Below are 26,996 nucleotides of genomic sequence, written 5' to 3' on the forward strand. Positions count from 1 at the left end.
CATCATTAAATGCATATTTCTATTATAGGATGGTGGTACTCACTGGCGGAATGCCGGTATCATTCCATCGGAATTGCGGTATCGTTAGACCGGACAGGTGGTACAGTTTAGTCCAGAATACTCATAAACTCTTGGTTAAAGTGCGTATTACAAGCAATTGAACCGTGGATATCCACCCAAGACATTGATAAAGGAGCTCTTTGGTTTTCTGAGATTGGTGGACAATTAAAAGATACATCTGTTGGAATAATTTGCTTAACAGAATCAAATAAAGATAAACCATGGATTTTGTTCGAGGCAGGAGCTCTTGCGAAAGGGTTAAATACAGCAAAAGTATGTACGTTCCTAATTGATTTAAATCCTACTGATATAGAAAGCCCATTAGCTCAATTTAACGCTACACTTCCGAATAAAGATGATGTTAGAAAATTAGTAAAAATGTTAAATAATTCTTTAGGGGACAAGGGGTTAGCCGATCCAATATTAACGAAGGTGTTTGAAACTTATTGGCCTCAACTTGAATGCGAATTAGATAAAATAATAAAATCCTCAGTAGAAGAAGTCAAAATAGTAAAAAGAACAAATGATGAGGTATTAACCGAGATGTTGTCTATTATGAGAGGATTAGATAAACGCGTAAGACGTATTGAAAATGTTGAAAAGGATAACTATCAGGAAATTCAGGCAAATAATAATCGGTCTTACTATTTAAAGAAGCAATTAGAGAAGAATCAGGCCTCACATTTCGAACAAATGATTACGCAGCTATTGCACGATAAACGCAGTCCGGAAGAGATAAAGGATATGTTTAAAAATCATAATATCCCTGATTCGTATATAGATTCATTAGTCAAGTGTTTTGAAAAATGAAATCGCAAAACAAATTAGTTATATATATTTTCTTTAGGGAAAAAGTATCTTTATTGGTAAATATGTGTTGACAGATTTGACAAAAGCATGTTATTCTAAAAATGGCTTCGTGACCCAAAACGTATTTTAAGCCAATTTAATAGTAATTTATAGACCGTTCAATTGTTGGACGGTCTTTCTTTATGCCTTTCATAAAGGATTAATTTGCCTTTTATCGAAGTGTGTACATAATTGGTAAAAGGGAGTGTTGAAATGAGCTTTATTGATGAATTATTAACTTTTAGTGATTTACCTAGTTGGGTGAATAGCAGACTATCATTAGTAGCAGATGAAATTAGTAATAAAAAATTTGAGTTTTATATTCAGCAGCTTAAACAAAACCCATATGATATGGATAAGAATTATGGAACAGCCTATTTTCTTACTGATGATGAATTAATTGTAGGAAATTTTAGGATGAGTAATATCACTATTAATAAATTTAAACTAGTGAATCTATTAGAAATTCACAAGAATATTGAAACTTCAACGGAAGACAATTTTTACAGTAAAGACGTACGATATAATTCGGTAGTTCTTAAATTCGATAAAGAAAAAAGCGTGTCTTTAACGCCGCCCACTATAACTGATAATATTAATTATGGTAAATATATTAATCTTATTAGTAAATTATAAGCTAAAAACATTAAACCGTCCTAATAAGGCGGTTTTCTTTATGCCTAATTTTAAGCCTCTAAAAATAGCAACTACCTTTAAAACCGTTGACTCTTTGCGGTTGGTAGTTGCTGTTTTTATGGGCTTAAATTAATGAAAGGGGTGAAAGTGATGTGAAAGCGTGTGAAGAGTTTGCGCAAAAGCAAGATGTTTCAATGTCTCAGTTTTTGAGCGAGTGTGATATTTGTGTGCATTATGGGAAGTATGGGTGCAAGATACATAGTGTTAATAATAAGACTGCATTGGTGCATGGTTATAATCGGCAGCCTAGTGGTAGGGTGAGGGCATTTAAATGATTATGTATGTAAAAAATGAAAGACAAGCAACCTTCGCAAATGTTAATAATTTTGCCTGTGTGGTGTACGTTGATACGTAATTATACTTAGTCAATGTATTGACTTTCCAGCAAAACCAATAGTTTGAGCTTGTTTTTTTGGAACAAAAACGGTTCTTTTGAGTTTCAAAAAGGAACAAAAACGTCCCTAATTGTGAGGTGATAAATTGTATAAAGAAACAAGATATATTAATAATGATGGTGTGCCGATAAATCGTAGCATTGAACATTTTACAGAAGCAATGACAGAAGAGGGATACCGTTTCCCAAGTCATAAATTAGGAGCTAGGCTATTTGATGAAATAAGCTTTCCTGTCGGCATGAGTGATAATGATATCGGCAAAATGACACGCCTATCAAAGTTAATGGTGGGCAAGACTAACATACTTGGATATAGAAAACGCCGCGAAATAGTAAGCTATAATGCTGCTGAACTTTGCGACATTATCGGGCTATCCCCAAAAAGAGGGATGGCTTTTATTCGTAATATGATTAAATTCAGAGTTATAAAAAAGATTAATGACTTTTACTATGTAAATCCTGCTTACTTCATGAGTACGGGGCAGCGGTTAAGCTTAGAGTTATTTATACATTTTCAAGATGAATTAAAAAGCATTTTGCCTGAGTGGGTTATTACTGATTTTGTAATGCAAGCGCAGGTAAAAAAGTATAAAAAATAACTTTTCTCAACGTCCAATAAGAATGAATTATCGTATATTGACATGTAATTATTTGGAATAAATGTGATGAAAAATCGAGGTGGTGGTGTGGCTCAGTCTCATGAGTTAGCGCAAAGGGATTATATATTAGGCATGAAATATAGAGAGATTGCCGATAAATACAAAGTGTCAATTGATACCGTGAAATCATGGAAAGTTAGGTATAAATGGGAGCGTGATAAAACGCTTAGGAAAACCGCACACACCGCACACAAAAATAAAAATGTGTGCACACAAGAAAAAGAGGTGCAGGAACCTTCTGAGGAATTGACCGATAAAGAGCAACTATTTTGTTATTACTATGTTAGATGTTGGAATGCTACCCAAGCCTCGTTAAAGTCTGGATATACCGCCAACAAAAGCAGCGCAACGGTGCAGGGTTCCAGATTATTGAAAACTGAGAGGGTAGAAAAAGAAGTAGCTAGACTTAAAACCCTTCTTATTCAGGAAATACATATTAGCGCACTTGATGTTTTACAACAGTATATTAATATTGCCTTTGCCGATATTGGCGACTATGTAACTTTCGGGAAAAAGGAAGTACCTATAATTGGCATGTTCGGCCCTGTAACTGATCCTGAGACTGGTGAAGAAATGACACAAATGGTTAATTATGTTGATCTTAACGAACATAGCCTAGTCGATACTAGTGTAATAGCAGAGGTTAAGCAGGGCAGGGATGGTGTTAGCATTAAACTTGCTGATAAAATGAAGGCCCTTGAAAAATTGGAAATATACTTTGATCTACTGCCTGATAAATTTCAGCGTAAGTTAGCTGAGGAAAAGATTGATATTGAACGGCAGAAACTTGAGATTGCCAGAACTAAGGTAGGTGACGATGAACAAGAGGAAAACAACGATGATAACTTTATAAATGCCTTAAGTGGCAAGGTATCTGAGGTGTGGCCTGATGAAAAGAAATAAGGTTACGCCTTTTAATTTTGAACCCTTTTCGACCAAACAACTACAAGTAATGACATGGTGGTTGCCTAATTCACCTGTACGCCATTATGACATGATAATTGCCGATGGTTCGGTAAGGTCTGGAAAGACAATATCTATGTCATTGTCTTATGTGCAATGGTCAATGGAAAGTTTCAACGGTGAAAATATCGGGATGGCTGGAAAGACAATAGGTTCATTCCGAAGAAACGTACTAGCCCCGCTTAAGAGAATGTTAAAGGCTCTTAAGTATCGCGTTAAAGACCATCGTTCCGACAACATGGTTGAGATAAGCAAGGGCGGCAAGACGAATTATTTCTATATATTTGGTGGCAAGGATGAACGCTCTCAAGACTTAATTCAGGGTATCACTTTGGCGGGGATGCTGTTTGATGAAGTGGCCCTTATGCCTGAGTCATTCGTTAATCAAGCAACTGCACGTTGCTCAGTTAAAGGATCAAAATTGTGGTTTAACTGCAATCCCGCAGGGCCTTATCATTGGTTTAAGACTGATTACATAGAGAAGGCAGACGACAAAAAGGCTATCTGTTTACATTTCACTATGGATGATAACTTAAGTCTTGATGTAGCAACGAAAGATCGTTATAAACGCATGTATTCAGGAGTTTTCTACAAGCGTTATATTCTTGGCTTGTGGGTTATGGCTGCTGGTGCGATTTATGATATGTTCGAAGAATCAAAGCATGTTATAGAGATAATCCCGAAAGCATTTGATCAATTTTGGGTATCGTCTGACTATGGTACAGGCAATGCCACAGTATTTTTATTACAGGCAAGGCGAGGTAAAGAATATTACACATTGCGTGAGTATTATTATGACAGTCGCAAGGTGGGTAAGCAAAAAACCGATGCCGAGTATTCAGCGGACTTGAAGAAATTTCTTGAAGACTGCAAAGATATTATAGGTAATCGAAAGATACCGATCATTGTTGATCCGAGCGCAGCCAGCTTTATTGCTCAACTCAAGAAAGATGGTTTTAGCGTGAAGAAGGCCCATAATGCTGTAATTGATGGCATACGCTATGTTGCAACCTTGTTATCTGAGTTAAAATACTTCATCCATAAATCATGTACTAATACCATTAGGGAAAAGTCGGCTTATATATGGGATGAAAAAGCCCAGGACAAAGGTGAAGATAAACCAATTAAGCAGAATGACCATGCTAGTGATTCGGAAAGATACGGTCTTTATACGAATAGAAATACAGGAAAAATTCAAGTTTGCTAGTCTCAAAGATACGATAACGTTACATTATCGAACATTGAGATAATGTATATTTAGTCACGAAAAGAGGTGAATTTATGCAAGATAAAACACAATTATCCTTAATGTCAATCATCATGATAAATGAACAGGCAAGGCTTAATCATTATGATAAGTGCCAGGACTATTATGAAGGCAATCAACCTCTAAAAGTTCCTGAAAAGTACAAGAAGATTATTGAGACTGAATATAATATTAAGGCCAACTACTGCAAGCCTATTATTGAGGCCCCTGTAAGTCGTTTGAAAGTCGAAGGTATCAAATGTGAGGATAAAGTAGTTAACAAGTTCCTTACTGATATATGGGATAATAACCGAATGGATGCAAAGTCAATAAAATTCCATCGTAATGCAGTTAAAAAGGGTGATTCATTCGCTCAAGTGTGGCCTAAATTTATTCATGGTACAGATAAGCCTATAGGATATGAAATAAAGTTTCTGAGGCCCGACATTGTATTTCCTATGTATCAGTCAGACGATGACGAGAGTTTGGCATGGGTAAAAAAACAATGGCTTACCTTTGATCTTGACGGCCTTCCAATGGCGAGGAAAGATATCTTTTATCACGACAGGATAGAGCGTTACGTGGCTACTGTAAGTCACTATATGGGGGCGTTGTCATTAGGCGGCTATGCCATGCTGCAATGGCAAGGATATAATCAAGACGGATTCGAACCAATACTTAAAAATCCATATGGCATTATTCCGATTGTTCATTTTAAAAATCGTGAAGATGATTGCCCATTTGGAACAACTGAGCTAGAAGACGCATTTACTTTGCAGGATGGCATTAATAAACTCATAATTGACTTAATGCGTACATCTGACTTCCAAGCCTTTAAACAGCGGTACATAAGCGGTGCTGATGAAGATAGTTTCGAAATTGATGAAAAAACAGGCAAACGCACAGTACAGAGCAATCCTGGTGATGTTTGGTTATTGCCGGAAGAATCAAAAGTTGGAGATTTAGAAGCGGCAGACCCGAAAGGCATATTGGAGTCAATTGATAAACTGATCGACCTATTAGCGGAAGTAACCCGCACACCTAGAAATATATTACAGGATAGTGCAGGTTCCGCTTCTAGTGGGTTTGCCTTGCAGAAAGTTGAACAGCCTCTTATTGATAAAGTGCAAGAAATGCAGATATCGTTTGGCAATAGTTATGAGGATATTAATAAAATTCTAATGACTATGGGTATACATCATAAAGAAATAGCCAAGATAGAGAAAACGGAAACTATCTGGAAAGAACTTACTCAGACTAGCCCAGCAGATAAATTAACAATAGCTCAAGAAAGGCAAGTCAAGAAACAAAATAAAGTCATTTCCGCTGCTGAGTGGCAGAGGCTGGAGGGTTACACGGAAGAGGAAATTGACAATATAAATGCTGAGATAGCAGCAGAGACGGAGTTAGCTACTGCCGATACTCTAGGCGATAGTTTCGCAAATGTAACATAAAGGGGCTGATAATATAGCTGAAAATGATGAATTATTACTAGCCCATGCCGAATATCAAGCATTCCTGAAATCAATGGACGCTGATAGCAAGGCAATTATCGTGCAGTTCCTGGCTACGGTGGACAAAATTCTACTGGATGGCGATTTTACAACTTCCAAGATGCTTGATCTAAACAAAGCGATTCTTACTCTTAAAAATGATTACACAAAGCTAATCCGCGAAGGAACAGTAAAGGCGACTGAATCAGCAAAAAAGCTTAAGGGCGTTGAATTTAAGGCATATAAAGCCGAGGTTCAACGTCTTCTTTCTGCTCAAGAAGTAGCAGCAGCCGAGCAAGTTTTTATTCTAGGGAAAATAACTGCCGAATTTGGCGGCGGTCTGGATGCAAAAGTAATTGATTCTGTTTGGAATAAGGTATGGCCCGATGCTTTAAACGTGGACGATCGTATAAAACGACTAAGTGCCAAGGTAAAAGAATTTACCGAGCGAACCATTAAGCAGGGTATTAGCGAGGGCAATAGTGCTGCAAACATATCACGAATACTAAGAGAACATTTTGTAATTGAGGGATTAGAGGGGAAAGCAGCCTTTAGATTAGCCGCACATACTACTAATATGGTTTATCAGGCTACACAAGCTGAAATAAGCATACAAGCGACTTTCGTCATGGGCATTCGTATTGTTAGGGGCATGTTTGGCAAGATAAGCCCTAAATGCCCTATATGTTATGAGCATGGGGGAGATAGCTATAAAGAGTATTTTAAATCATATTTTGGTGGGCGCGATATTGATTTGTGGGTATTGGCTAATATGCCGCCTTATCATAGTAATTGTTCATGTGGAATTGAACAAATTACCGAGGATGCTATTACATTTATTCAAAGGGCAAGGACTGAATATGCCTTGAAAAATGCTTAAAAATAACTTTTCTCAACGTCCAATAAACCAAGGTTATCGAACATTGAGAATGAAAGGAGCGACCATAGAATGCAAGAAAAGCCGCTTAAATTAGCCGGAAATAATGTAGTGCCACTGACAAGTAAAACGACAGTTGATAGGTTGAAAGAATTATTAGAACTTGCCGAAAATGGAGAGATAAAAGGGATGCTTGTAGCTGGCTTTCGATCTAATGGCGAAGTAATCACAGGTTGGAGTAATATTAATTTTGCAGAGACTGCAACGTTGATAGGACATTTAAATGTTGATTTAATGAAAAGATTCATCGATGCAAATTACATCACACCAGAGTGAGAAGGAGGTGGTCAAGGTGCTTAATAAACACCTTCAATAGTATTCATCATAACTTCATGACCAAACTAATAAGTCGTTAAACTGTTAGGAATTAGGCACTCATGCCGTAAAATGAGTAGGAGGAAAGAAACATGGCAGATTTTAAAGATATTCAGACAAAACATGCTGATGCGTTTAAAGATATAACTGGTGTCGACACTGTTATTGATGGCGTAACAGCGAAGTTAAAAGAGTTAGGTTATAGCTTGATTGTAGATAATACGAAAGAGCCTGAGTATGTGCCTAAAAGCCGTTTAAATGAGGTAATTACACAACGAAATACCTATAAAACGGATAATGAAACGTATTTGCAGCAACTTGAGACATTGAAAAAAGAAGCTAAAGGGAATGAGGTACTAACTGCACAAATTCAGGCGTTGCAGGACGAAGTTACAGGATGGCAGGGCAAGCATAAAGACGCTACCTTGGCTAGTGAAATCAAGCTTGCAGCAATGAAGCTTAAGGCCAATGATCCTGGGGACGTTCTGGCATTCGTTGATAAAACCAAACTGGAACTTAATACAGACGGTACTATTAAAGGGCTTGACGAGCAATTAGCAGCATTGCAAACGTCAAAGCCTTATTTATTTGCTGTTCCTGGTGCTGCTCCTGGAATGGGCGGGAATCCACCGCACCAACCTAGTAATCAGCCTAACCCTTGGGCAAAAGAGACATTCAATTTAACCCAACAAGGAAAAATCTTTACTGAAAACCCTGCAATGGCTGAAACAATGAAAGTTGCCGCAGGAGTAAAATAATAAAATGGAGAGTGATTTAATTAATGATTACAAATAAAGGCGTAAACTTTACGTTCGACTTACAAAGACATAGTACTAAAATTGCGGATATTATTATCCCCGAAGTGTTCAATCCATATGTAATACAGAGGGCAATGGAATTATCAGCATTAGTTCAAAGTGGAATTATCACAAATGAAGCCGCTTTGGATGCATTAGTTGCTGGCGGCGGGAAAACGGTCAATATGCCGTATTTCAACGATTTAACAGGCGCAGACGAGGTGTTAAGCGACACAGGGGCGCTAACTCCTAGCAAAATTAATGCCGATCAAGATGTGGCGGTTATTCTAATGCGTGGTAAAGCGTGGTCTGTTAACGACTTAGCAAAGGCATTGTCTGGTGCCGACCCTATGAAAGCTATCGGCGATTTAGTAGCCGTTTATTGGGCAAGGAGAATGCAAGCAACCTTAATTTCCATGTTGAAAGGTGTTTTTGCTTCTTCAAGCATGTCTGGGAACGTAAAAGATATTTCCGCTTTAACTGGTGGGGCTGAATTGATTGGCGGCACTACTGTAATTGATGCCTTTCAAACCTTGGGCGATGCTAAACAGCAATTAACTGGTATAGCTATGCATTCTAATGTAGAGGCGGCACTTGCCAAGCAAAACCTTATTACTACTGTTCGAAATAGTGATGGTGAAGTCACCATGAAATCCTACATGGACAAACGTATTATTGTTGATGATGGTTGCCCTGTCGCTGCTGGCGTGTATACTACTTACCTATTTGGTCAGGGGGCTATTGGTTTGGGCAATGGACATCCACCTGTTCCTACTGAAACTGACCGCGATAGCTTGGCGGGTGAAGATATTTTAATCAATCGTAAACATTTTATCCTTCATCCTCGCGGTGTGGCATTTACTAGCAATTCCGTTGCTGGTTCTTCTCCGACAAATGCTGAATTAGAAACCGCCACAAATTGGAATAGGAAATATGAAAACAAGGCAATCAAAATAGTTAAGTTTGTGCACAAAATCTAATTAACAGGGCAGCGTTAAACCTGCCCTCTATTTCATCAAAGGAAGTGAAAATATGAGCGCGACAGGTTTTATTCGCCGTAGGCGTGAGTTAGAGAGACTTGCGAAAGAGCAAGAACAGGTAAAAGAGCCTCAACAACTGCAAGAAGAGCAGCAGGAGGAACAGGAGCAAGAAAAACAACTGCAAGAAGAGCAGCAGGAGGCGGTGACTAATGACACAGGAACAGGCACTGTCGAAGATGAAAAGACAGTGCAAACTTCTAAGCGAGGCACTAAGTAATGAGGAATTAATTGATTTTCTCAATGATTACAAGGTTGAAGACACGCCTCCCGATCCACTACCAGACGATTACATTCCAACCGCTACATATAACATTCGCAAGTCGATTTACGATGCTTTATGTAGCGCAATCACAGTCGTTGACCAATCTTTTAGCCGTGGCGGGGTAAGTTATACCAAGGCAGATTTATTCAAGCTGAGAAGGCAATATATGACTGTGGGGGTGGTTGGTTGTGTGCGCAATTAGATTTAGAGAGGCCAAGCCTGGAACAGTGCAAACAATGAATGCCTCTCAAAATGAAATGGGCGAGTTGGTGGAAGTCTGGGAAACTACAGGCTTAGTAAATGCTGAAATATGGCCTTTGCGTGGCAATCAGTCACGCGGCAAGATGGGCGTAACCGACAAGAGCACTCATGAGCTTTTTACTGCTGATGCTGTTAAGAGTAACACGCGAGTTATTCAGGGGCTATACAATGGTTATTTAGTGGGCCATGTAGAAGATTGGGACACACACAGAACCGCTATTTTAGAAAAGGTGTTTTAATGGCCCAACTTATTACACCCCAATCCATCGGCATGAATGACCTTTTGAAAAACATCAATATCTATAAAAATGCGGTAATTACAGGTGTAGCAGCAGGGGTAGCGACGGTATGCGTTGACGTTGCTAATCATGCAAAAGTTAACCATGCTTTCACGAACCGGACGTATAACCTTGAAAATGCCATTCAGCCAGTGCCAGTAAAAATAATTGGGACTATTATTGAAGGGGCAGTAAAGGATTCTATGTTTTACGCCTATTGGGTTGAGTTCGGGACGGTAAAAAGCGCGCCATATCCTTATATGAGTCCTGCAATTGAGGCTAACAAGAAGAATCTGCATGATACCATCGAGGCGGCTATTGCAAGGGGCAAATTAGCTATAAAGGTGATTTAAATGAAACAAGTAAAAATTGATATATTCAATGCGCTAAAGCTAACTAAAGAACAGTTGAGAGAAATCAACGACAATCCCGACATAGAGAAAGCATTGATTGATATTGTGGCTTCAGATGCAAAAGGGATAAAACAAATATTTACTGGTTGGCCTCCTTCAACGGCGGTTTATCCATGTGTAGGCTTTTATCGTGTTAGTGGAACTCGCGGGATTGCTGATGGCAAACTCAGTAACTTTGATGAATTGTATAGTATAGATGTATTTGCAACTACCATGACCGCCACTGAGGATGCATTAGAAGCGATTGACGAGGCAATAAACACACTGGAATACATTGTTACTCGTGAGGGCGATTTAGATTTATATGAAACAGATACAAAGGTATTTCACAAGGTACTGAGATACCGAATTAAATAATAGGAGCGTGAAAAAAATGGCATTAGCAAAATCTAGCGGCGTATTCGGGGTAAAGAACCTAAAAATATTTAAAATGTTAACAGATGCCGAAGGAGCTTTACCGACTTGGGAAACAACTGGTATTAGCATTCCTGGGATTAAATCCCTTAAAATGTCTAAGAAAACTAAAGAGGTCGAATCCCGAGGGGATGAACGTCTAAGAGACAAAGAAACAACCTTTGATAGTCTTGATGTTTCTTGGGAAAACGAAGAAATTCCAATGGATGCATTAGTAATGATCGGTGGAGAGGCTGCAATTGTTCATACAGCCGCTGGGACTGGCCCTGTTACCCCAGAATTGAACCAAGTAATTGAATCTAGTGATTCGGTTGGTTCTTATTTTATGATTCAATGCGACACTAAGCGGGGAAGTACTGCTAAAGGCGTAAAAAATGTAGGTGTTGAGATATTTAAAGTACAAGGTAGTCTAAGTTATGACTTCGTAGGGGAAGGTTTTGCAACCTGCTCTTTCAAAGGCACTGCTTTTGCTTGTGACGGAACGATCGGCGGCGTGGCCCACCCATACCGAAGACTTACCTTTGCTGATGGCGCAATTACTTATGCATAATAATATGGGCGGGGTAACACCTGCCTTTTCTTTGTAAGGAGGCTTTATGAAGCTCACAGAATTGTTTCCCGATATGCCGAAAGTTATATTAAACGGCAAAGAATATGAAGTAATTTTTAATACTCGTTCGATGCGGCAACTTGAATTTGATTACCCCGACAAAATACAAGATGGGAAGGAAATAACTTCTCCTGAATTAATCTTGAATGCTTTAAATAGTGCATTTGGAATGATGAAAACCACTGATTTAATCAATTTGCTGCACGCAGGACTAATACATACGAACCAGTTTAATAAAGAAACTTTGGTCGATGCAATGCAGCCATGCTTTTTCCCTGTTTATATGGACCATATAATTTTAGCTTACCAACTATCGAAATCAACACCTGAACAACTTGAGAAAATGGAAGTAATGTCTGCTGTAAATGGGTCAAAAAAAAAGATGGATCAAGAAGAGATTATGCCGCCGAATATGCCTACTATCGAATAGAGTGTGGACTGAGTAAGGAAGAGTATTTAAATAGTACTGAACGCGAATTAATGGCGTTATCAATTAGCAATAGCGAAATGAACGGTGCTAAAACAGAGTATGACGATATTGTAGACTTTTAATGACAAGGGGGTGAAAATGTGGCAGATACGGAAGTTGGCGGGATTATAGCCCCTGTTAGGGCCGATATAAGCGACTTTATAAATAAATTTAATACGGTGAATGAAAAGGCCAATGTTGTTAGTGGTAATTTAGTTGCCAAGATTGAGCAGGTAATGACCGCGCAGCAAAAATTAAATACTCAAGGCAATAGCTTCAAAAATAATATATTCGCCTCTCAAGACAATCTTTCAGATCAAACAGTTGCTAGGCTAAACAGGGTTATCGTAGCACAGGAACAAGTATCAAAGCGCAGCAATCAATTAATGAGTGATGTTGCAAAGGGTAGTGGTAGTGATGCATTAGTTAGAGACGTTAATAATGTTATAGGTGCGAATAATAAGCTCAGCGCGGCTTTGACAGACGGTGCAGCAGGAACAAGGCGACTGACTCAAGAACATGGCAATTTAGGCAATGCATTAAATTCTAATAATAAACTATTCGAAATGATGCGAAGTCATTTAACTTGGTTTATGACTGGCGGGGCCTTGGTAACTGCATTTGCTTTGCCGATGGAAACAGTCACTAGGATTAAAGAACTAGAACAGGCTATGGCAGGAGTCAAACAGGTTATTCCTGGTATTGAACATGATCAAGCCGCAGCTAATCAGCAATTACTTGATTTTGCGAATATTGCTGGTAAGTATGGCGAGGCTAGTTTAGAAGTAATTGAGGCGGGACGTTCATGGGGACGCATGTACAAAGAAGTTGATGCAGTAAATATTCTTGTATCTCAATCCGCTAAAATGGCAACTGCCGATAACTTCCCTCTTGCTGAGTCTGTAAAAGGTATTGAATCGGCTATGGCTCAGTTTGGTATGAGGTCTGAACATACTAACGATATTATGAATAATAGCAATCGTATTTTAGACGTTTATACAAAGGTCGCTCATACTGGTGCTGCATCTGCCAACGATTTAACACAGGCCACAGAAAGGGCGGGTACTACAGCGCACCAAGCAGGTGTAAGCTTCGAGTTTTTCAATGCTCTTGTAGCTACTGGCGTTCGTAATACCGCAAGGTCTGGGGCTGAAATAGGTCAATCCTTAAAATCTCTTTTTGTTTCTATCACATCTGATAAGGCGATTAAGGAAATTGAAAAATTTGGCGTGTCTATGTACAACGTAAGCGCAGACGGCAAAAAGTCTTTTCGGTCAATGCAGGACGTAATTCTAGACCTGTCCCTTGCTATTCAAACAACCGAGAAAGACACATCAAAGTTAGAACTTGCTTTAAGTGGTGGTAAATTCCAAGTGTCGAAGGTAACGGCAATTTTAACCGACTATCAAGAGATAGTTAAGATGTGGAAAAACGCAGTAGATTCAAGTGGTTTTACTAATGAACAGGTAGCTATTCAGCTTGATACTATCGCAAGAAAAATGACAACTACCAAAACGTTATTTGATTCTTTAGTCGGTGGTGCTGCAAATGCAGGACTAGCAACATATATTAAAGAGCAAATTCAATCGTTTAATAACTTTTTGACTGGATTAACTAGCATAAGCTCAAATATGTATCAGGCCGCAGGAAATACGGCTAAATGGACAATCGAGTTATATGCCTTATATAGATTGACTACTAGCCTATATACTGCAATAAAATCAATCGCCGCCGCTACTGCTGCAAAAACAGTCGTAACCACAGCGGAAACAGTAGCTACAGAAGTTAATACCGGGGCAAAAATAGCAGCTACAGCAGCTACGACCAACCTTGCAAGAGCGCAAGCGATAGGCGCGGCAGTAATGGGGAATATCGTACCTTTATTAATCCTTGCTGGTGGTGCAATGTACGCTTATTCCGAGAGCATAGGCGAGACTAATAATGCGGTGCAAAAACAAGCCGATGCAGAAGCGAATCGCATTGAAACATTAAACCGCAAAGTCGAAAGCATTAAGCAGGAGAAGGAGTTTATCCTATCTGTGTCAGACGCTTACGATAAGCAAGCCGAGGCCCTTAAAAATGTTGATGAAACTAGCGAGAAGGGCCAGAAGATTAAAAAAGATTTGGCTTATCTTGAATCCGTTATCACTGATGAACTTTATAAAAATAATGATGCCAATACTCAAAATTCCGAAAATGTAGTAGAGAATGGAAAAATAAATCGTGATGTTATTGATAGAAACTTGAAAGCCAAGGAATTACATAGTGCAGAACTGGCAAGGGCTTTGCTTCAAGATGGTGAGAACTTAAGAGCCGATGCAAAGAATAATAAAGAATGGGCCAATGCCAAAATAACCAATATGGAAAACGAGATTAAAATGTTAGGTATCCTCGAAAGAGCGTATTTAGGTTATCTTAATTTCATGGCTGGTGTTTATAATAAAATCGCTGATTATCAGGAACAAGATGCAAACGATGTAGATGTATACGCTGGCGTGTCAGTCGAAAAAACTCCTGAACAGAAAGCCGCCAAACTAGCAGCAGCCCAGGAATACAGGAACAAAGCTAATCAATATACTCAGCAAAGGACATCAACATACAGCGACTATATAGGGGCAAGCCAAGCACTGAGAAATGCCAATGATCAAGAGTTACTATCTGCAAAAATCCGTTCAGATTTCGTTGCTAAAAATTCCGATGGCATGGGTGGTATAGTTGAAGATAAGGCAGGAAAGACCAAGAAAGAAAAGGCTATTCCTGGTGCAAACATGAAAGAGCCTGATGATAAGGTTGAAAAGCAATTCCGCGACAATCTCAAGCACGATGTAAATGGTAGATTTGACGAAGACAAAATAAGTGCGGATAAATACGCTATGGCCTTAGATTTACTCAATACTAAGGAAAGCGTTTTAGGCGTTAGTAATGACATAGTTAGCCAACGTCAAGAACTCACTAAAAAGCGTGTCAGTGAGCTTCTAAGCATCTCTATGGAATACATGGATATGGCTGGTGATTTTGAAAGTCAAGCGCAAGATATTATTGATGAAAACGCCGAATTAAAAGCCGATCTTGACGAAAGAAAAACAACTTGGAAAGATATGACCAAGGAACAGAAAGAATCTTTCAAGGAGCAGCATAAGGATTTCATGGAGGCGAATAAAGATGTGCTTGCGTTGGACGATGCAGCCAGTCGCCTAAAAGTTAAGTCTGCCGAGCTATCAAAGCAAGCCAGCCAAGCGGCAACTGAGGAATTAAAAAAGCAGCTTGCAGATCAAAAGGCTCTCTATGATAAGGCTGTTCAGGATAATAACCTCAATAAAGAGAATGCTTTACTTGGGTTAGGAAACGACTACACAAAAGAACAGGCAGATGCTATAGAGCTAATGACTGCCATAAATAATTTACGAATAGCTAAAATTCGCTTAAAGGAAATTGAGGATACATTAGGCAAAGATAATCCTGCCTATAAACAACAACTTGTCACTATTGGACAATTAACCAATCAGGTTGATACTTTAGGCGATAAAACAAGAGTTATACGGCAAAATATGGCTACTATGTTTGATGGCATGATGCGGCAAACTACAACATTTAAAGACTTTTGGAAAAATGCATGGTATGACATGGCGACTGAGGCTATCAATAATATTTGGAAGGTAAATAATGCAGGAAGTCAAACCTCATTTTTAGGCGGCATATTAGGTGGTATATTTGGCGGCAGTGGTAAAACAGATGCGTTTACCTTAAGCAATGGTACTAAGTTAGACCCTAATTTTGGATTCAGCATAGATGGGGCAAGAGAAGGCGGTGGCTCTGTACAAGCTGGAAAAACATATCTTGTAGGCGAAAGAAGGCCTGAATTATTTGTGCCTGATCGAAACGGTACTATTATACCTGACTTAAGCATGGTTGCAAACGGCAATTCTGGCGGATCTGCATATGCCGGAGGAACACAAGCAATTAACGTATCAATAACACAAAACTTTCAATCCCTCGATCCAACTGAAAATATGAGACTCGCAAAAGCGCAAAATGCTTCATTAAAAGCGGATATCCTTAATTCAATAAAGACAGAATCAACTTGGAGAGGCGCAATAAAGGGGGCAGTTAAATAATGGCAATGGACACATTTGCAATTAAATACAATCGCGCTCACAATTCGGCTATTGAGTTTAAGACCGAGATTGACAGTGAATATACAGCACACGAACAAAGAGCGTGTTTAAGAACGAATGAGCGCAATTATTGGACATTGGACTTTGAGAAAACCCCTAAGACCTTCGAGGAAATGAGGTCTTTTTTTGTTGCTCAAAAGGGTAGGTTTAGGGCTTTTAATTGGCAATGGAAAAAACTAGACTCTAATGGAAGAAAGCTTGGCGGTAATGATCAATGGTATATAGTACGTTTTGATACAGATAAGCTAGACTTTAAAATTGATAGTTTAGGGTACAAGACCTTTACAGTGCCGATTGTGCAGGTGATGTCAAGTGAGTAAACAAATGAGTCCCGAATTAGAGGCGGTTACGAAGTCAGCGGAGATCATGCCTCGCATGCTATTAACCATCTACGCCGCAAATGGTGTTATTTTTAGGTTTGTAGCTAATGACAATCAAGACTTAGCTTTCGAAGGGAATACTTATATTTCTGTCGAGATAAAAAGAGGCGAGATAAAAACCACAGTTGAGGGCGATAAAGAGCAAGTATCCCTTACTATGTCAAACCGCTGGCAGCAATGGGCCGCTTATATCGCTAACAATGGCACAACGTTAAAATACAAAAAATGTGTTATCCAAGAGGTTTATCTTGACCATTTAGAGGAAGGCCCTGTGTGGTTGTTTGAAGGCATATTAAATAGCCTTAAAACCACTATTGCGGAGTTTAGTTGCGTGGTGGAACGTGACACCGTAGATTTTAGTCAGGAAGGGCCTAACATGGATTATGGTCCAACTTGTCAATTTATCTATAAAGGGGCAGATAATAGGTGTCGCAGTACTAGTTCTCTGCCTACATGTGACGGTACAGTTTCAGCATGTACGGAGCGTGGAAACATAACGAGATTTGGAGGCCATCCAAGCACACCGAATCAAATGGTGATAAGGTCATGACGATAGAAGAATTGATAAAACAGGTTGGCAAACCCTACGAGCAGTTAGATAGTAATGGTAAGGCGTTGGGGTGTTTGTTGCCTATTTATTTACTGTACCCTCACTTACCACGCTTTGACTGGCCCGACAATTTAGGCGAGTATATGAGAGATATGTTTAAAAAACATCTGCAAAAAATCGAATTGGAAGACATAAAAGAAGGCGACCTATTACTAATTAGGTTGCCTTTTGGTTTAGTCCATCCTGCCGTTTATATCGGAAACGATGAAGTAATTGACTGCATGGTGGAAACAAGCTTGCAAAAATCACGACTTGGCATTTATAGTCGAATAGAGGGGGTGTTTAGATGCCAGATGTAATAGGTGCAGCGGCCTGGAAATTTATAGTTAAGACAGTAGTTAGCGTTGCGATTAGCACTATCACCAATAAGATTTTTGGCCCAAAAAACAAAAGTAATAGCCCTACGTACTCTTTTGGCGTACTGCAAACCCAAACGAATTCAGGTTTAGTAGTACCTCTTATATATGGCAAGGTAAAATGCGCTGGAAACATGATATGGGCTAGTCCGCCAGGAGAAAAACAACATAAGATTGTTTCTTTTGGTGTTGGCAAGATTAAAGGCTTTTCAGATGTTAGATTAAATGACATCCCTATTGGCGACATAACACTAATTTCGATTCAGAACACTCTTTATCCCGATGCTGCCGTTAAGGTAGGTCATGTCCCTGGATGGGATTCAGGAATTTATTGTCAAAGCAGTGGTAGTTCGTTCGCTCTTGATACGCAAGCCAGTATAACAATACAGAACATAGTAGATTCCATTAATAATCATGCGTCAGAGGGGTGGATTGCATCTACAACCGTAGGGAATATAGGTTCTGACCAAATCCCAAAAACGAATAAGAATCTAATTGCAATTGCAAAAGGCGTACCTTGTTACGACACTCCATATATATCACATAAAGTCATGTTGCCTGGATGCTCATACACTGCATATTTAGGGGATGGGGAGCAGTGGATTGATAGCCGTGTAACTGGTGCAACACAAGAGGAAAAAGCAAAGCTAGTAGGCGGCTTAAAATATGATGCATATCTAGCCATAACCGCCAAGGCAAGCGAAAAATTATCAGGTGATTTTAATGTTACGGCAATAGTCGAGGGGCGCATAGTAAAAGTATATAGCTCTCCAACTACTTACACTGAGCAATGGACAGATAACCCCGCTTGGTGCGAGTTGGACTTTAAAACCAGTGTAGACGGTTGTGGCATGGATATGAGTAGCATTGATATACAGTCATATCTTACGGCTGCACCTTATTTTGATCACGTAGTTAATGGACGGAAGCGTTTTACATTAAATTTAATCCTTGACGAAAAAAAGAGTCGCCAAGATTGGTTAACCGAGATATTTAGTGTATGCCGATCCTACCCAACGTATCAGCGAGGATTACACGGTATTCTTGTAGACAAGCCCGAATCAGTAAGTCAAGTATTTACAGTAGGGCCAGACGAAGCAATAGAAACATGGTGGCAGGACAACGAAGAGGACATTGAGCGTCTGCAGATTGAGTATGTTGATCCCGAGTATGAATACACAAAAGTCGTCGCACAAGCTGACAGAGTGCAGTTAGCAGGAGAAACAAGCCAATTCCGTAACAAAACACCGTTAACTAAAAAAATATCTGTTTACGGAATTAATAATTTTCCGCAAGCTAGTCAATTGTCATGGTTTCATTTGAATAAAGCACAGACCTGCCCCGAATGGATACAGTACACGACGAATAAAAGGGCGTTAAACCGCAGCATTGGTGACGTGGTGGGTATCTGGAATCCGATAACCGAGGTAACAGAACCAGGACTTGCTTACAAACGTTACCGCATTATGCAAATGACAGAACCGCAGGAAAACAAGATTACAATGGTTATGCAGGAATATAACCCCAATTTATACGGTGATACAATGGGGAGTGTTGCACCTGTAATAAATATAACCAAACTGGCGAATCCAACTGCTGCACCACCTGACGTAACAGATATACAGCTTGCACAAGTTTATTATCGCCAAGCAGACGGGACTATTATATCTTATATAACTGGCACATGTGTATTGCCTGATTTCGGAAATTTTAGCGAGGCAAGGCTAGAATATAGTACTGATAGTGGGAAGACTTGGTTTAGTTATGGAAAAATAAATTCCGACGGTACTTTTATTGTAGACAACGTAAAAACTGGCATGAGTTATAGTATTAGAATTAAAATTGCAAATAGGATGGGGATTGTTTCTGATGGTGAGGTTTCTGATCCCATTTACATTACAGGCAAAGATCAACCACCATCTAACGTAGCAAGTATAACGGCTATTATTGATCCAGCGGATAGGACAAAGGTGAACCTAGAATGGTCTGCCGTAAATGACATTGACTTGCGAGGGTATCAGCTTTCAGAAGGTACAGTTTTGACACCAACTCCAATCACCGCTACAAAATATACCTACACTGCCACAAGTAGCAGAATACATACCTTTAGCGTAGTTGCAATTGATAATAGTGGTAATCCATCCGACATACCAGCAGAAAAGCAATTGCAAATTATCTTACGCCCTGACACTCCTACAAATTTGAAAGCAATACAAGATAACAGTGATCGCAGTAAACTCAATATATCCTGGGTTGCTTCTGCTGGTCAGGATATTACAGGATATATTATTACTTGTGGTTCGCAATCGTTTTTTACAAAAGAGACCATATACACTTGTGTAATTCCTGAAAGCGGCACCTATGAAATCACGGCAAAAGCTAGAACAGTAGCAGGATATGAATCAAATGCTGCCAATATATCTATTCCTATCACAATTGAGCCAGGAGATGTTACAGGATTTACAATATCCCAGGACATGAGTGATCACAGCCTATTACATTTAAAGTGGGACAATGCTCTGTATGCTGATCTCGCATTTTTTGAGATTCGAGAAGGTGTAAGTTGGGATGATGGAATGTTAGTAGCTACAGGTATTACAGGGCTGGAATACAATGTTAGAATTAATCAAGAGCGTGAATATAGCTATTGGATTAAAGCAGTTAGTCGTGCAGGTAAATACAGCCAGTACCCTGCAAACATAGTTGCAGTCTATGATTTAAACCCTGCCCCTGTGACAAACATAATTGTTTCCCAGGATATAAATGATAGGTCTTTGATTAATGTTGAATGGACAGGTATATCTGAGTTAGACTTTGCCTACTATGACGTGCGATATGGGTGGACTTGGGAAGATGCTACAAAACTAACACAGACCAAAGAGAGAAAATATCAATTCCGTCCCACAGACGGTGGTAATGTAAAAATACTGATTAAGGCTCTCAGCACCGCAGGATTTTACTCAGACGAAGCATCTGGAAGTCTATACGCTCTTATGGAACCGCAAGACGTTGAAAACTTTATTGTGCAACAAAACGGTGAGTATGTGGAACTGTACTGGGATAGAGCGCATGAAAATGATGTGGTCGGCTACGAAATACGCGAAGGATGGACATTTGATTATGGGCAATTAATTGCCACGAATATAACAGGTAACAGTTACAAATATAAAGTTGATTTTGACGGCATTTATCATTATTGGATTAAGGCAATTAATCGCTCAAATCGCTTTTCTGTCACGCCAATTGATTATCAACTTACCGTAGTGGACTTACCCCCTAAAAACGTAATCCAATCCTTCGATGAAATTGTCATGCAAAGCGGTACACATGCCGATACTGAATTTGGTGTCAGTGATATTAATTGGCAAACTATCGGTGGGCAATGGTCAGACTACCCGACAACAAAATTTGAGGAAGTCGGCGGCAGACAAGTATTAAGACTCGAAAAAGATACAAGTGGAAATTACCCTGCAACTGGAAGTTATATGTGTGAGCAAATAGATGTAGGCAGACTAATAACGGCTAATATTGCGGTGAAATTCCTCTCTACTGTAAAATTCCGAGGTGAAACGTCTGCAACTCTGCAAATGCGCACCAGCAAAGATAATGCAGATTGGAGCGTATGGAAAGACTTTCTACCTGCAAAATTTGTATTTAGGTATATTGAATTAAGGGTCATCTTGTCTACTTCCAATCCTGCTAAAACACCAGAGGTTAACCGTTTTGACGTAATGATTGATTTACCAGACATTGAAAAAGCAGGAACCATAGGAGTCCCCGTAGGTGGAATTAGAATCACCTATAACACTGATTTTTATATCATACCAGTGGTAACTCCTTATGCAATTGGTGAGGGGGTACATGTAGAAATTACAAATCGTGACAAGACAGGCTTTAATGCAAGGATATTAAATTTAGGCAACCAGGATGTAGGTGGAACTATGGACTGGCGAGCAAGGGGGTATTAATAATGGCATATGATGCAACAAAACCAGAGGATACAGGATTCTTATCCGAGGCTCCTACAGAGTTACGAAATAACTTCAAGGGTTTAAAAGAAGACCAAATAGTTGACGCTGCATTACTAAAGGGGTTGGGGCCAGGGAATGGAAATGGACAAATCCCTGTAAACAATGGAACGGAATGCGAGAACTTAAACGCCGCTATGCTTAGTGGGAAAACACCGAGTGACTTTGCGCCGAAAGTACACACACACAATACTGTAACCGCGAGTTCTGACGGTTTCATGACCGCTGCACAAAATAACAAACTTGCTGGCATTGCAACAAATGCGGAAGTCAACCAAATGGCGTTTAGTAATGTGCTTGTGGGTAGTACAACGATCCAAGCGGATAGCAAAACGGATACGCTAGAACTGGTCGCAGGTGAAAATGTAACATTGTCGCCAGATGCACTAAACGATAGGCTAACAATTGCATCAACTGATACAACGTATAATGTTGTTAGTACAACAAGTGCGGGCCTTGCCCCTATATGTGATGGTAGTACAACTAAATTTTTGCGTGCAGACGCTACTTGGTCAGTACCTATACCAATAGGCTTAATTGCAATGTGGAGCGGTTCAATTACTTCTATACCAACGGGTTGGAGTTTATGCAATGGCACTAATGGCACGCCAGATCTACGCAATAGGTTTCTTGTTTGTGCAGGTGATAGTTATGGAGTAGGTGCAACAGGCGGTGAAGCTACACATGCCCTAACACCATCCGAAGGCCCTGTGCATGCTCATGCTGCAACTGCATGGACGGATTCACAAGGAGCACATGCTCACTCTATAGACACAATGCGAACTCCTTCCGAGGGTTCTAGTGGTGCAAGGGTAAGCAATACACCGCGTGATACTGGCTACGTAGCAATTAATACAAGCGTGTCAGGGGCGCACGGACATAATGTTGGGGTAAGTGTGCAAAATGCTGGTAATGGAGTTGGTCATGAAAACAGACCGCCCTATTTTGCTTTAGCATATATCATGCGTATTGCTTAAAAAATATTTTAGTGTTAGTAGGAGCCAAGAGGCTCTATTTTTATAATATTTTTTGGGGGTGCAAATTTGTTAAATTACATAAAAACAGAATTTAATACACTAGTAACATGCAGCGCAATTGGCGGTGCTTTTTCTTTTCTTGTCGGGGGCGTTGACCTCCCTATTTCATCTTTATTGACATTGATTTGCCTGGATTACCTAACTGGCATTTATGCAGGATGGGTAAACCACTCAGTTAGTAGTCAAGTTAGCTTTAACGGCTTGAAACGGAAGGTTTTTATTCTTGTCATGGTAGCTCTTGCAAATCTGCTAGATAACGCTATGGGGTTGAATCACATGTTTAGGACCATGATGATATTTGGCTATGGAGCAATGGAGGGTATTAGCATTTTTGAGAACTTTGACCGTATCGGCTGGGGGCAATATATCCCAGCGATTTTGCGTAGTAAGTTGATTCAATTGAGGGACGAGAGGGGGATAAAATAATATGAAAATAGTAATTAATGGAGGCCATTGCCCAGGACTAGACAGCGGTGCAGTTGGGGCAAGTGGATTACAAGAGGCAATTGTCGCAAAGGACATTATGAAACGTACAGCGTGTTTTCTTCGTGCGGTAGGATACAACGTCCTAGAAGTGCAGGAAAACGAACTCTATCAGATAACAGATGCATCTAATAGTTTTGGTGCAGACCTCTTTGTATCCGTACATTGCAATGCTGCCACTAACACAGGGGCAAAAGGAACAGAAACCTTTTATAGTTCCGGCAGCGTTAAGGGCGGGAAACTAGCACAATGTATTCAGAATCAGATAATAAATAGTTTGGGTACTGTAGACCGCGGGTTAAAGACTAACAATCTATATGTAACAAAATATACCGATTGTCCGGCGGTGCTGGTGGAAACAGCCTTTATTTCTAATGCAGAGGATGAAGCTCTATTAATCAACGAAGGCAAGCGTGATCAATTCGCCGCTGCAATAGCTAGGGGCATTACCGATTATGTGGGAGGTTTATAAAAATGATTAATCTAGATGGAAGCAAGTCGTTTATCGCAAATAACTGGAAATATTTCTTGGGGCTAGTCGTTGTACTAGTCCTTTTGTTTTGGGGCAGGCAAGAATATCAGCAGTGGAAGCAGAACATTATTGATCAAGCGCAGAACGTCAATACGCAAACAATTGTCACATTGCCACCGCAAGTGATAAATACCAAAACAGAAACGATTAGAGAGGTAGCAGTACAAGCGCCAAGCCAAGAGGGGGCTATCTTGCAATTTGTAGAGCGACAAGGAAAGGTTATTGCTATAGTAAACGGTCAAGAAGTTGAGGTTCCCAATGTATCAGGACAGCCTGACGTTAAAATAGGAGATAATGGAGAGCTTAGATTTTCTACATCTTCTACTACGAAAATTGATGTAACCGACATGGCAAATGCTCAAGCAAGATTAATTGCTAATCAAGAATTGGAAAAGCAAGCTAAAATAAACGCAGAAGAAATGAAAAAAGAAAAATCCTCCCGGCAGAAGGAACGTATCGGATGGATACTTGGTACTGCTGCAGGGGGATATTTGCTCACACGATAATATTTAAGAGCCGTCTACCTTTAATTAGGTGGACGGCTTTTTTCTGCAGGATAAATAAAATATAATTAGAAAGTGTATCATAAAGGAGTGGTAATATGGATTTTATTTATATAATTGTAATAAGTATTATTGTTAATTTATTATTCGAGGCTCTTAAAATTATTGGACCGGAATGGATAAAAGGACGAATCAGCTTATCGTATAGTAAAAAAATAGAAAAGTATAGACAGGACTTATCATTAATAAGCCAAGAAAAAACACATGAATACCAAAAGAAAATATCAAATTACAACTACTTTATAACGAAGAAACACGAGAACTATATAATTTTATATAATCAAATACTTAAAGCTGTATCGGTAAATATTCAGTATGGAAGTAGTCTTAAGAGCCTACCATCATGCCTCGATTGGGATGAAATCGACCTTGAACGGCAGCTTGAAAAAATGGCAATGTCTCATGGTGCTGAAACAATTATGGTTAATTTATGGAGGGAAGATAGACAAGAAGCAGTGAGAGCATTGCAGGAGTTAATTGGGAAAAAAGAAGAATTTAATGCTTGGGATGCATATGGTGCAGCAAAGAATACATTTCATGATACTAGGCTTTATCTTTCGGAAGAGTTACTATATCCACTAAAAAATTTATTATCAAAATTAAGCGAATACTATTTTATTGTTAGAAGCGAAATTAGTGGGCATTTCCAAGGACAAGATGCGTTGAGTATATATGATAAAAAAGGAAAGTTAGAAGAAGATATCAAGGTAATACTTGATGAGGTTGTAGAGATAATGCGTAGAGATATAAATGCAGGCTTGTAGCTACGAATTAATTACTTGAATATGTGTCCTTTGGCGGGTAGATATTATTGTAAATATCTACTACTTGATTTTCGCCTCACAAAATCATATAATCTAACCAAACATATGTTCTGCATAGAGGTGAGAATATGAGTGATTACAAGGTGTTTATTGAGGTCATAACTAAACATGACATACACGGCAACGTTCGTCCCTTATCAATCAAATGGGAAGATGGCAGAGTCTTTGAAGTGGATCGCCTTATAGATGTGCGCCAGGCTGCATCTCTTAAAGGCGGCGGTGTTGGCATACGCTATACCTGTAAGATCATGGGTAAGCAGGTCTATTTGTTTGACGATGAAGGCAAGTGGTTCATGGAACGCAAATAAGAAAAACTCCCTAAATTTATAGGGAGTTTTTATGCTGATTTTGACTTTGGTTTTCTAGGTGCTTTCTTCTTAGATTCGTTCTTTTTGATACTTGCCATGCTTGCCTCTAGTGCTGACATAAGGTCTACAAAATATGGTGAAGTGTCAACAGGTGTTGAAACAGTCATTTCATTTTCTGCCTTGTTTTCAATCATTGCCATTACTTGCTTGTGATATTCATTTTCATATTTTTCTGGCTCAAATTTAGTTATTAAAGAATTAATCAGTGTCTGAGCCATTTTCAATTCTTTGTCTGATAGTTCCACGTTGGATGGTAAATCATTTTCGATCTCTTTTGTTTGTACAATTTCATCTGCGAAAAGCATCGTAGATAAAGTAATAACATTATCAGTAGGGCGTATTGCTGCAAGATATTCCTTGTTGCGTAGGACAAATTTAGCGATACCGACTACATTAGCTTCAGACATTGATCTTAATAACAATGCGTAGGCTTTAGATGCGCCTTGATCGGGTACTAAATAATAGCTATTATCATAAAATCTTGTATCTATTTCCTCTAATTTAACAAAATCACTAATTTCTATGATTCTGCTTGCCTTGGGGCTGATTGCTTCCAAATCAGCATCACTTATAACTACATATCTATCCTCTGACAGTTTATAACCCTTACAAATCTCAGTTGCTGGAACTTCCGCGCCATCACTAGCAACTTTTTTGTATTGTATCCTGCTATAGTCACTCTTTCGAAGTTGGTTAAAACTAATAGTTTTGGAACGGGTAGCCTTAACCATTGTTACAGGGACATTTACCAAGCCAAAAGACAAAAGACCTTTCCACATTGATTTCATGTTCCCACCACTTTCTATTTATAATTTAGTTCACATAATAATGATTATTATATCATAAATAAGGATATATCTGTGCTAGTAAATGTTGCAAAATAGAGAAACTCCCGGCTTAATAGCATGGGGAGTTTAATTTTATTGCCTGGATTTCATGAAATTATCTACTTGAATCTTTGCTCTATCATCAGCTTTTTTCGCCCAATCTATCTTTTTCATTTTTAATATTTCTTCTGAAAATTCCCCTGAATAATCACTTGGGATTTCAGCCATATATTTGTCAACAAAATTAAATTCGGCTTTACCATCATAAAACATTGCATTGGCGTAATTGTAAAGGTGCTTTCCATTAGGAAAATTTTTCTCTTTGTAATCAATTACAAATTTGTCTAAATTTTTATAATGGAATAAAGAAAATTTTTGGGATGCCTTTTCATAATCTGATCGTTTTAAATAATTTAATCCTTCTGCGTATGTTGTTGGCATGTCCTTTATTATTTTACTATTTGCTTCATCTTCTCTGTTTTTCTCCGAAATAGCAAATGACACCATTGCTATTATTAATATAGCGGCAACTGAAATCCAAAAACCTTTACCCACGTTTTAACCTCACTCTTTTATTAAGATATTAAATTATATTTACAACAAATAACATTATATTCCTGCTTAATCATGAAAAAAGCCCAACGCAATGGCTGGGCG

General features: G+C 39.1%; 30 protein-coding genes. 28 read left to right on the forward strand and 2 right to left on the reverse strand.

Annotated features, from left to right (window positions below; translation table 11 throughout):
* Positions 1-288 precede the first annotated feature (288 nt).
* The 28 genes from FR7_RS08470 to FR7_RS08605 all read left to right on the forward strand — a co-directional run bounded on the left by FR7_RS08470 (position 289) and on the right by FR7_RS08605 (position 25,452).
* Positions 289-870: a toll-Interleukin receptor gene (locus FR7_RS08470; protein WP_237769511.1), complete on the forward strand. Its 582-nt coding sequence runs from the start codon at positions 289-291 to the stop codon at positions 868-870.
* A gap of 252 nt (positions 871-1,122) precedes the next feature.
* On the forward strand, positions 1,123-1,545 hold the full coding sequence (locus FR7_RS08475; protein WP_007930541.1) for a hypothetical protein: 423 nt from the start codon (positions 1,123-1,125) through the stop codon (positions 1,543-1,545).
* Between the two features lie 540 nt (positions 1,546-2,085).
* Complete coding sequence (locus FR7_RS08485) at positions 2,086-2,598, forward strand: hypothetical protein (protein WP_007930540.1); 513 nt, start codon at positions 2,086-2,088, stop codon at positions 2,596-2,598.
* Between the two features lie 66 nt (positions 2,599-2,664).
* Positions 2,665-3,561, forward strand: a complete 897-nt coding sequence (locus tag FR7_RS08490) for a terminase small subunit (RefSeq protein ID WP_007930539.1) — start codon at positions 2,665-2,667, stop codon at positions 3,559-3,561.
* Positions 3,548-4,828 (forward strand): PBSX family phage terminase large subunit, encoded by a 1,281-nt coding sequence (locus FR7_RS08495; RefSeq protein ID WP_007930538.1) that lies wholly within the window; start codon positions 3,548-3,550, stop codon positions 4,826-4,828. Before FR7_RS08490 ends, FR7_RS08495 begins: the two co-directional genes overlap by 14 nt.
* Positions 4,829-4,902: 74 nt before the next feature.
* Entirely contained in the window at positions 4,903-6,321 is a 1,419-nt protein-coding gene (locus tag FR7_RS08500) for a phage portal protein (protein WP_007930526.1), read from the forward strand.
* A gap of 73 nt (positions 6,322-6,394) precedes the next feature.
* The gene (locus tag FR7_RS08505) at positions 6,395-7,240 is read left to right on the forward strand and encodes a hypothetical protein (RefSeq protein WP_007930523.1); all 846 of its coding nucleotides are present in this window, start codon (positions 6,395-6,397) and stop codon (positions 7,238-7,240) included.
* Between the two features lie 69 nt (positions 7,241-7,309).
* Positions 7,310-7,573 carry a hypothetical protein gene (locus FR7_RS08510; RefSeq protein WP_007930522.1) on the forward strand — a complete coding sequence of 88 codons (264 nt, stop codon included), beginning with the start codon at positions 7,310-7,312 and terminating at the stop codon, positions 7,571-7,573.
* Positions 7,574-7,704: 131 nt separating this feature from the next.
* Complete coding sequence (locus FR7_RS08515) at positions 7,705-8,370, forward strand: phage scaffolding protein (RefSeq protein WP_007930521.1); 666 nt, start codon at positions 7,705-7,707, stop codon at positions 8,368-8,370.
* 23 nt (positions 8,371-8,393) lie between these two features.
* Positions 8,394-9,389, forward strand: a complete 996-nt coding sequence (locus FR7_RS08520) for a major capsid protein (RefSeq protein WP_007930520.1) — start codon at positions 8,394-8,396, stop codon at positions 9,387-9,389.
* 52 nt (positions 9,390-9,441) lie between these two features.
* Complete coding sequence (locus FR7_RS08525) at positions 9,442-9,666, forward strand: hypothetical protein (RefSeq protein WP_007930519.1); 225 nt, start codon at positions 9,442-9,444, stop codon at positions 9,664-9,666.
* Entirely contained in the window at positions 9,599-9,913 is a 315-nt protein-coding gene (locus FR7_RS23185) for a hypothetical protein (protein WP_237714760.1), read from the forward strand. Before FR7_RS08525 ends, FR7_RS23185 begins: the two co-directional genes overlap by 68 nt.
* On the forward strand, positions 9,900-10,211 hold the full coding sequence (locus tag FR7_RS08530) for a head-tail adaptor protein (RefSeq protein WP_007930515.1): 312 nt from the start codon (positions 9,900-9,902) through the stop codon (positions 10,209-10,211). Before FR7_RS23185 ends, FR7_RS08530 begins: the two co-directional genes overlap by 14 nt.
* A complete protein-coding gene (locus FR7_RS08535; RefSeq protein WP_007930513.1) occupies positions 10,211-10,603 on the forward strand; it encodes an HK97-gp10 family putative phage morphogenesis protein in 393 nt (130 codons plus the stop codon). The genes FR7_RS08530 and FR7_RS08535 overlap by 1 nt, the downstream gene beginning before the upstream one ends.
* On the forward strand, positions 10,604-11,020 hold the full coding sequence (locus tag FR7_RS08540; RefSeq protein WP_007930511.1) for a hypothetical protein: 417 nt from the start codon (positions 10,604-10,606) through the stop codon (positions 11,018-11,020).
* A 16-nt stretch (positions 11,021-11,036) separates the two neighbouring features.
* Complete coding sequence (locus FR7_RS08545; protein ID WP_007930509.1) at positions 11,037-11,627, forward strand: major tail protein; 591 nt, start codon at positions 11,037-11,039, stop codon at positions 11,625-11,627.
* Between the two features lie 46 nt (positions 11,628-11,673).
* The gene (locus FR7_RS08550; RefSeq protein WP_007930507.1) at positions 11,674-12,117 is read left to right on the forward strand and encodes a hypothetical protein; all 444 of its coding nucleotides are present in this window, start codon (positions 11,674-11,676) and stop codon (positions 12,115-12,117) included.
* 140 nt (positions 12,118-12,257) lie between these two features.
* Entirely contained in the window at positions 12,258-16,271 is a 4,014-nt protein-coding gene (locus FR7_RS08555) for a phage tail tape measure protein (RefSeq protein ID WP_007930506.1), read from the forward strand.
* Positions 16,271-16,651, forward strand: a complete 381-nt coding sequence (locus tag FR7_RS08560; protein ID WP_007930505.1) for a hypothetical protein — start codon at positions 16,271-16,273, stop codon at positions 16,649-16,651. The genes FR7_RS08555 and FR7_RS08560 overlap by 1 nt, the downstream gene beginning before the upstream one ends.
* Positions 16,644-17,261: a baseplate hub domain-containing protein gene (locus FR7_RS08565; RefSeq protein WP_017531494.1), complete on the forward strand. Its 618-nt coding sequence runs from the start codon at positions 16,644-16,646 to the stop codon at positions 17,259-17,261. Before FR7_RS08560 ends, FR7_RS08565 begins: the two co-directional genes overlap by 8 nt.
* Complete coding sequence (locus FR7_RS08570) at positions 17,258-17,620, forward strand: hypothetical protein (RefSeq protein WP_007930503.1); 363 nt, start codon at positions 17,258-17,260, stop codon at positions 17,618-17,620. The genes FR7_RS08565 and FR7_RS08570 overlap by 4 nt, the downstream gene beginning before the upstream one ends.
* Complete coding sequence (locus FR7_RS08575) at positions 17,608-21,645, forward strand: phage tail protein (RefSeq protein ID WP_007930502.1); 4,038 nt, start codon at positions 17,608-17,610, stop codon at positions 21,643-21,645. Before FR7_RS08570 ends, FR7_RS08575 begins: the two co-directional genes overlap by 13 nt.
* Before the next feature lie 2 nt (positions 21,646-21,647).
* Complete coding sequence (locus tag FR7_RS08580; RefSeq protein WP_007930500.1) at positions 21,648-22,682, forward strand: hypothetical protein; 1,035 nt, start codon at positions 21,648-21,650, stop codon at positions 22,680-22,682.
* Positions 22,683-22,748: 66 nt separating this feature from the next.
* Positions 22,749-23,168, forward strand: a complete 420-nt coding sequence (locus FR7_RS08585) for a phage holin family protein (RefSeq protein ID WP_007930499.1) — start codon at positions 22,749-22,751, stop codon at positions 23,166-23,168.
* 1 nt (position 23,169) lies between these two features.
* Positions 23,170-23,697: an N-acetylmuramoyl-L-alanine amidase family protein gene (locus FR7_RS08590; protein ID WP_007930497.1), complete on the forward strand. Its 528-nt coding sequence runs from the start codon at positions 23,170-23,172 to the stop codon at positions 23,695-23,697.
* Between the two features lie 2 nt (positions 23,698-23,699).
* Entirely contained in the window at positions 23,700-24,263 is a 564-nt protein-coding gene (locus FR7_RS08595) for a hypothetical protein (RefSeq protein WP_007930495.1), read from the forward strand.
* Positions 24,264-24,358: 95 nt separating this feature from the next.
* A complete protein-coding gene (locus tag FR7_RS08600) occupies positions 24,359-25,084 on the forward strand; it encodes a hypothetical protein (RefSeq protein ID WP_007930493.1) in 726 nt (241 codons plus the stop codon).
* A 128-nt stretch (positions 25,085-25,212) separates the two neighbouring features.
* Positions 25,213-25,452 carry a hypothetical protein gene (locus FR7_RS08605; protein WP_007930491.1) on the forward strand — a complete coding sequence of 80 codons (240 nt, stop codon included), beginning with the start codon at positions 25,213-25,215 and terminating at the stop codon, positions 25,450-25,452.
* Positions 25,453-25,481: 29 nt separating this feature from the next.
* On the opposite strand, the gene ku is transcribed toward FR7_RS08605, so the two are convergent.
* Both ku and FR7_RS08615 read right to left on the reverse strand, forming a co-directional pair.
* Positions 25,482-26,300 (reverse strand): non-homologous end joining protein Ku, encoded by an 819-nt coding sequence (gene ku, locus FR7_RS08610; protein ID WP_017531493.1) that lies wholly within the window; start codon positions 26,298-26,300, stop codon positions 25,482-25,484.
* Between the two features lie 132 nt (positions 26,301-26,432).
* Entirely contained in the window at positions 26,433-26,894 is a 462-nt protein-coding gene (locus tag FR7_RS08615; protein WP_007930487.1) for a hypothetical protein, read from the reverse strand.
* Positions 26,895-26,996: the final 102 nt, after the last annotated feature.

This window comes from Pelosinus fermentans DSM 17108, assembly GCF_000271485.2.
GTDB classification, from domain to species: Bacteria; Bacillota; Negativicutes; order DSM-13327; family DSM-13327; genus Pelosinus; species Pelosinus fermentans.

Excerpts from the sequence above, each read along its gene's own strand:
- FR7_RS08510 (WP_007930522.1), top strand. The coding sequence starts at position 7,310 with ATGCAAGAAAAGCCGCTTAAATTAGCCGGAAATAATGTAGTGCCACTG.
- FR7_RS08505 (WP_007930523.1), top strand. The coding sequence starts at position 6,395 with ATGGACGCTGATAGCAAGGCAATTATCGTGCAGTTCCTGGCTACGGTG.
- FR7_RS23185 (WP_237714760.1), top strand. The coding sequence starts at position 9,599 with ATGACACAGGAACAGGCACTGTCGAAGATGAAAAGACAGTGCAAACTT.
- FR7_RS08500 (WP_007930526.1), top strand. The coding sequence starts at position 4,903 with ATGCAAGATAAAACACAATTATCCTTAATGTCAATCATCATGATAAAT.
- FR7_RS08540 (WP_007930511.1), top strand. The coding sequence starts at position 10,604 with ATGAAACAAGTAAAAATTGATATATTCAATGCGCTAAAGCTAACTAAA.
- FR7_RS08595 (WP_007930495.1), top strand. The coding sequence starts at position 23,700 with ATGATTAATCTAGATGGAAGCAAGTCGTTTATCGCAAATAACTGGAAA.
- FR7_RS08520 (WP_007930520.1), top strand. The coding sequence starts at position 8,394 with ATGATTACAAATAAAGGCGTAAACTTTACGTTCGACTTACAAAGACAT.
- FR7_RS08550 (WP_007930507.1), top strand. The coding sequence starts at position 11,674 with ATGAAGCTCACAGAATTGTTTCCCGATATGCCGAAAGTTATATTAAAC.
- FR7_RS08570 (WP_007930503.1), top strand. The coding sequence starts at position 17,258 with ATGACGATAGAAGAATTGATAAAACAGGTTGGCAAACCCTACGAGCAG.
- FR7_RS08490 (WP_007930539.1), top strand. The coding sequence starts at position 2,665 with ATGAAAAATCGAGGTGGTGGTGTGGCTCAGTCTCATGAGTTAGCGCAA.
- FR7_RS08590 (WP_007930497.1), top strand. The coding sequence starts at position 23,170 with ATGAAAATAGTAATTAATGGAGGCCATTGCCCAGGACTAGACAGCGGT.
- FR7_RS08525 (WP_007930519.1), top strand. The coding sequence starts at position 9,442 with ATGAGCGCGACAGGTTTTATTCGCCGTAGGCGTGAGTTAGAGAGACTT.
- FR7_RS08515 (WP_007930521.1), top strand. The coding sequence starts at position 7,705 with ATGGCAGATTTTAAAGATATTCAGACAAAACATGCTGATGCGTTTAAA.
- FR7_RS08605 (WP_007930491.1), top strand. The coding sequence starts at position 25,213 with ATGAGTGATTACAAGGTGTTTATTGAGGTCATAACTAAACATGACATA.
- FR7_RS08475 (WP_007930541.1), top strand. The coding sequence starts at position 1,123 with ATGAGCTTTATTGATGAATTATTAACTTTTAGTGATTTACCTAGTTGG.
- ku (WP_017531493.1), bottom strand. The coding sequence starts at position 26,300 with ATGAAATCAATGTGGAAAGGTCTTTTGTCTTTTGGCTTGGTAAATGTC.
- FR7_RS08580 (WP_007930500.1), top strand. The coding sequence starts at position 21,648 with ATGGCATATGATGCAACAAAACCAGAGGATACAGGATTCTTATCCGAG.
- FR7_RS08535 (WP_007930513.1), top strand. The coding sequence starts at position 10,211 with ATGGCCCAACTTATTACACCCCAATCCATCGGCATGAATGACCTTTTG.
- FR7_RS08545 (WP_007930509.1), top strand. The coding sequence starts at position 11,037 with ATGGCATTAGCAAAATCTAGCGGCGTATTCGGGGTAAAGAACCTAAAA.
- FR7_RS08495 (WP_007930538.1), top strand. The coding sequence starts at position 3,548 with ATGAAAAGAAATAAGGTTACGCCTTTTAATTTTGAACCCTTTTCGACC.
- FR7_RS08575 (WP_007930502.1), top strand. The coding sequence starts at position 17,608 with ATGCCAGATGTAATAGGTGCAGCGGCCTGGAAATTTATAGTTAAGACA.
- FR7_RS08560 (WP_007930505.1), top strand. The coding sequence starts at position 16,271 with ATGGCAATGGACACATTTGCAATTAAATACAATCGCGCTCACAATTCG.
- FR7_RS08600 (WP_007930493.1), top strand. The coding sequence starts at position 24,359 with ATGGATTTTATTTATATAATTGTAATAAGTATTATTGTTAATTTATTA.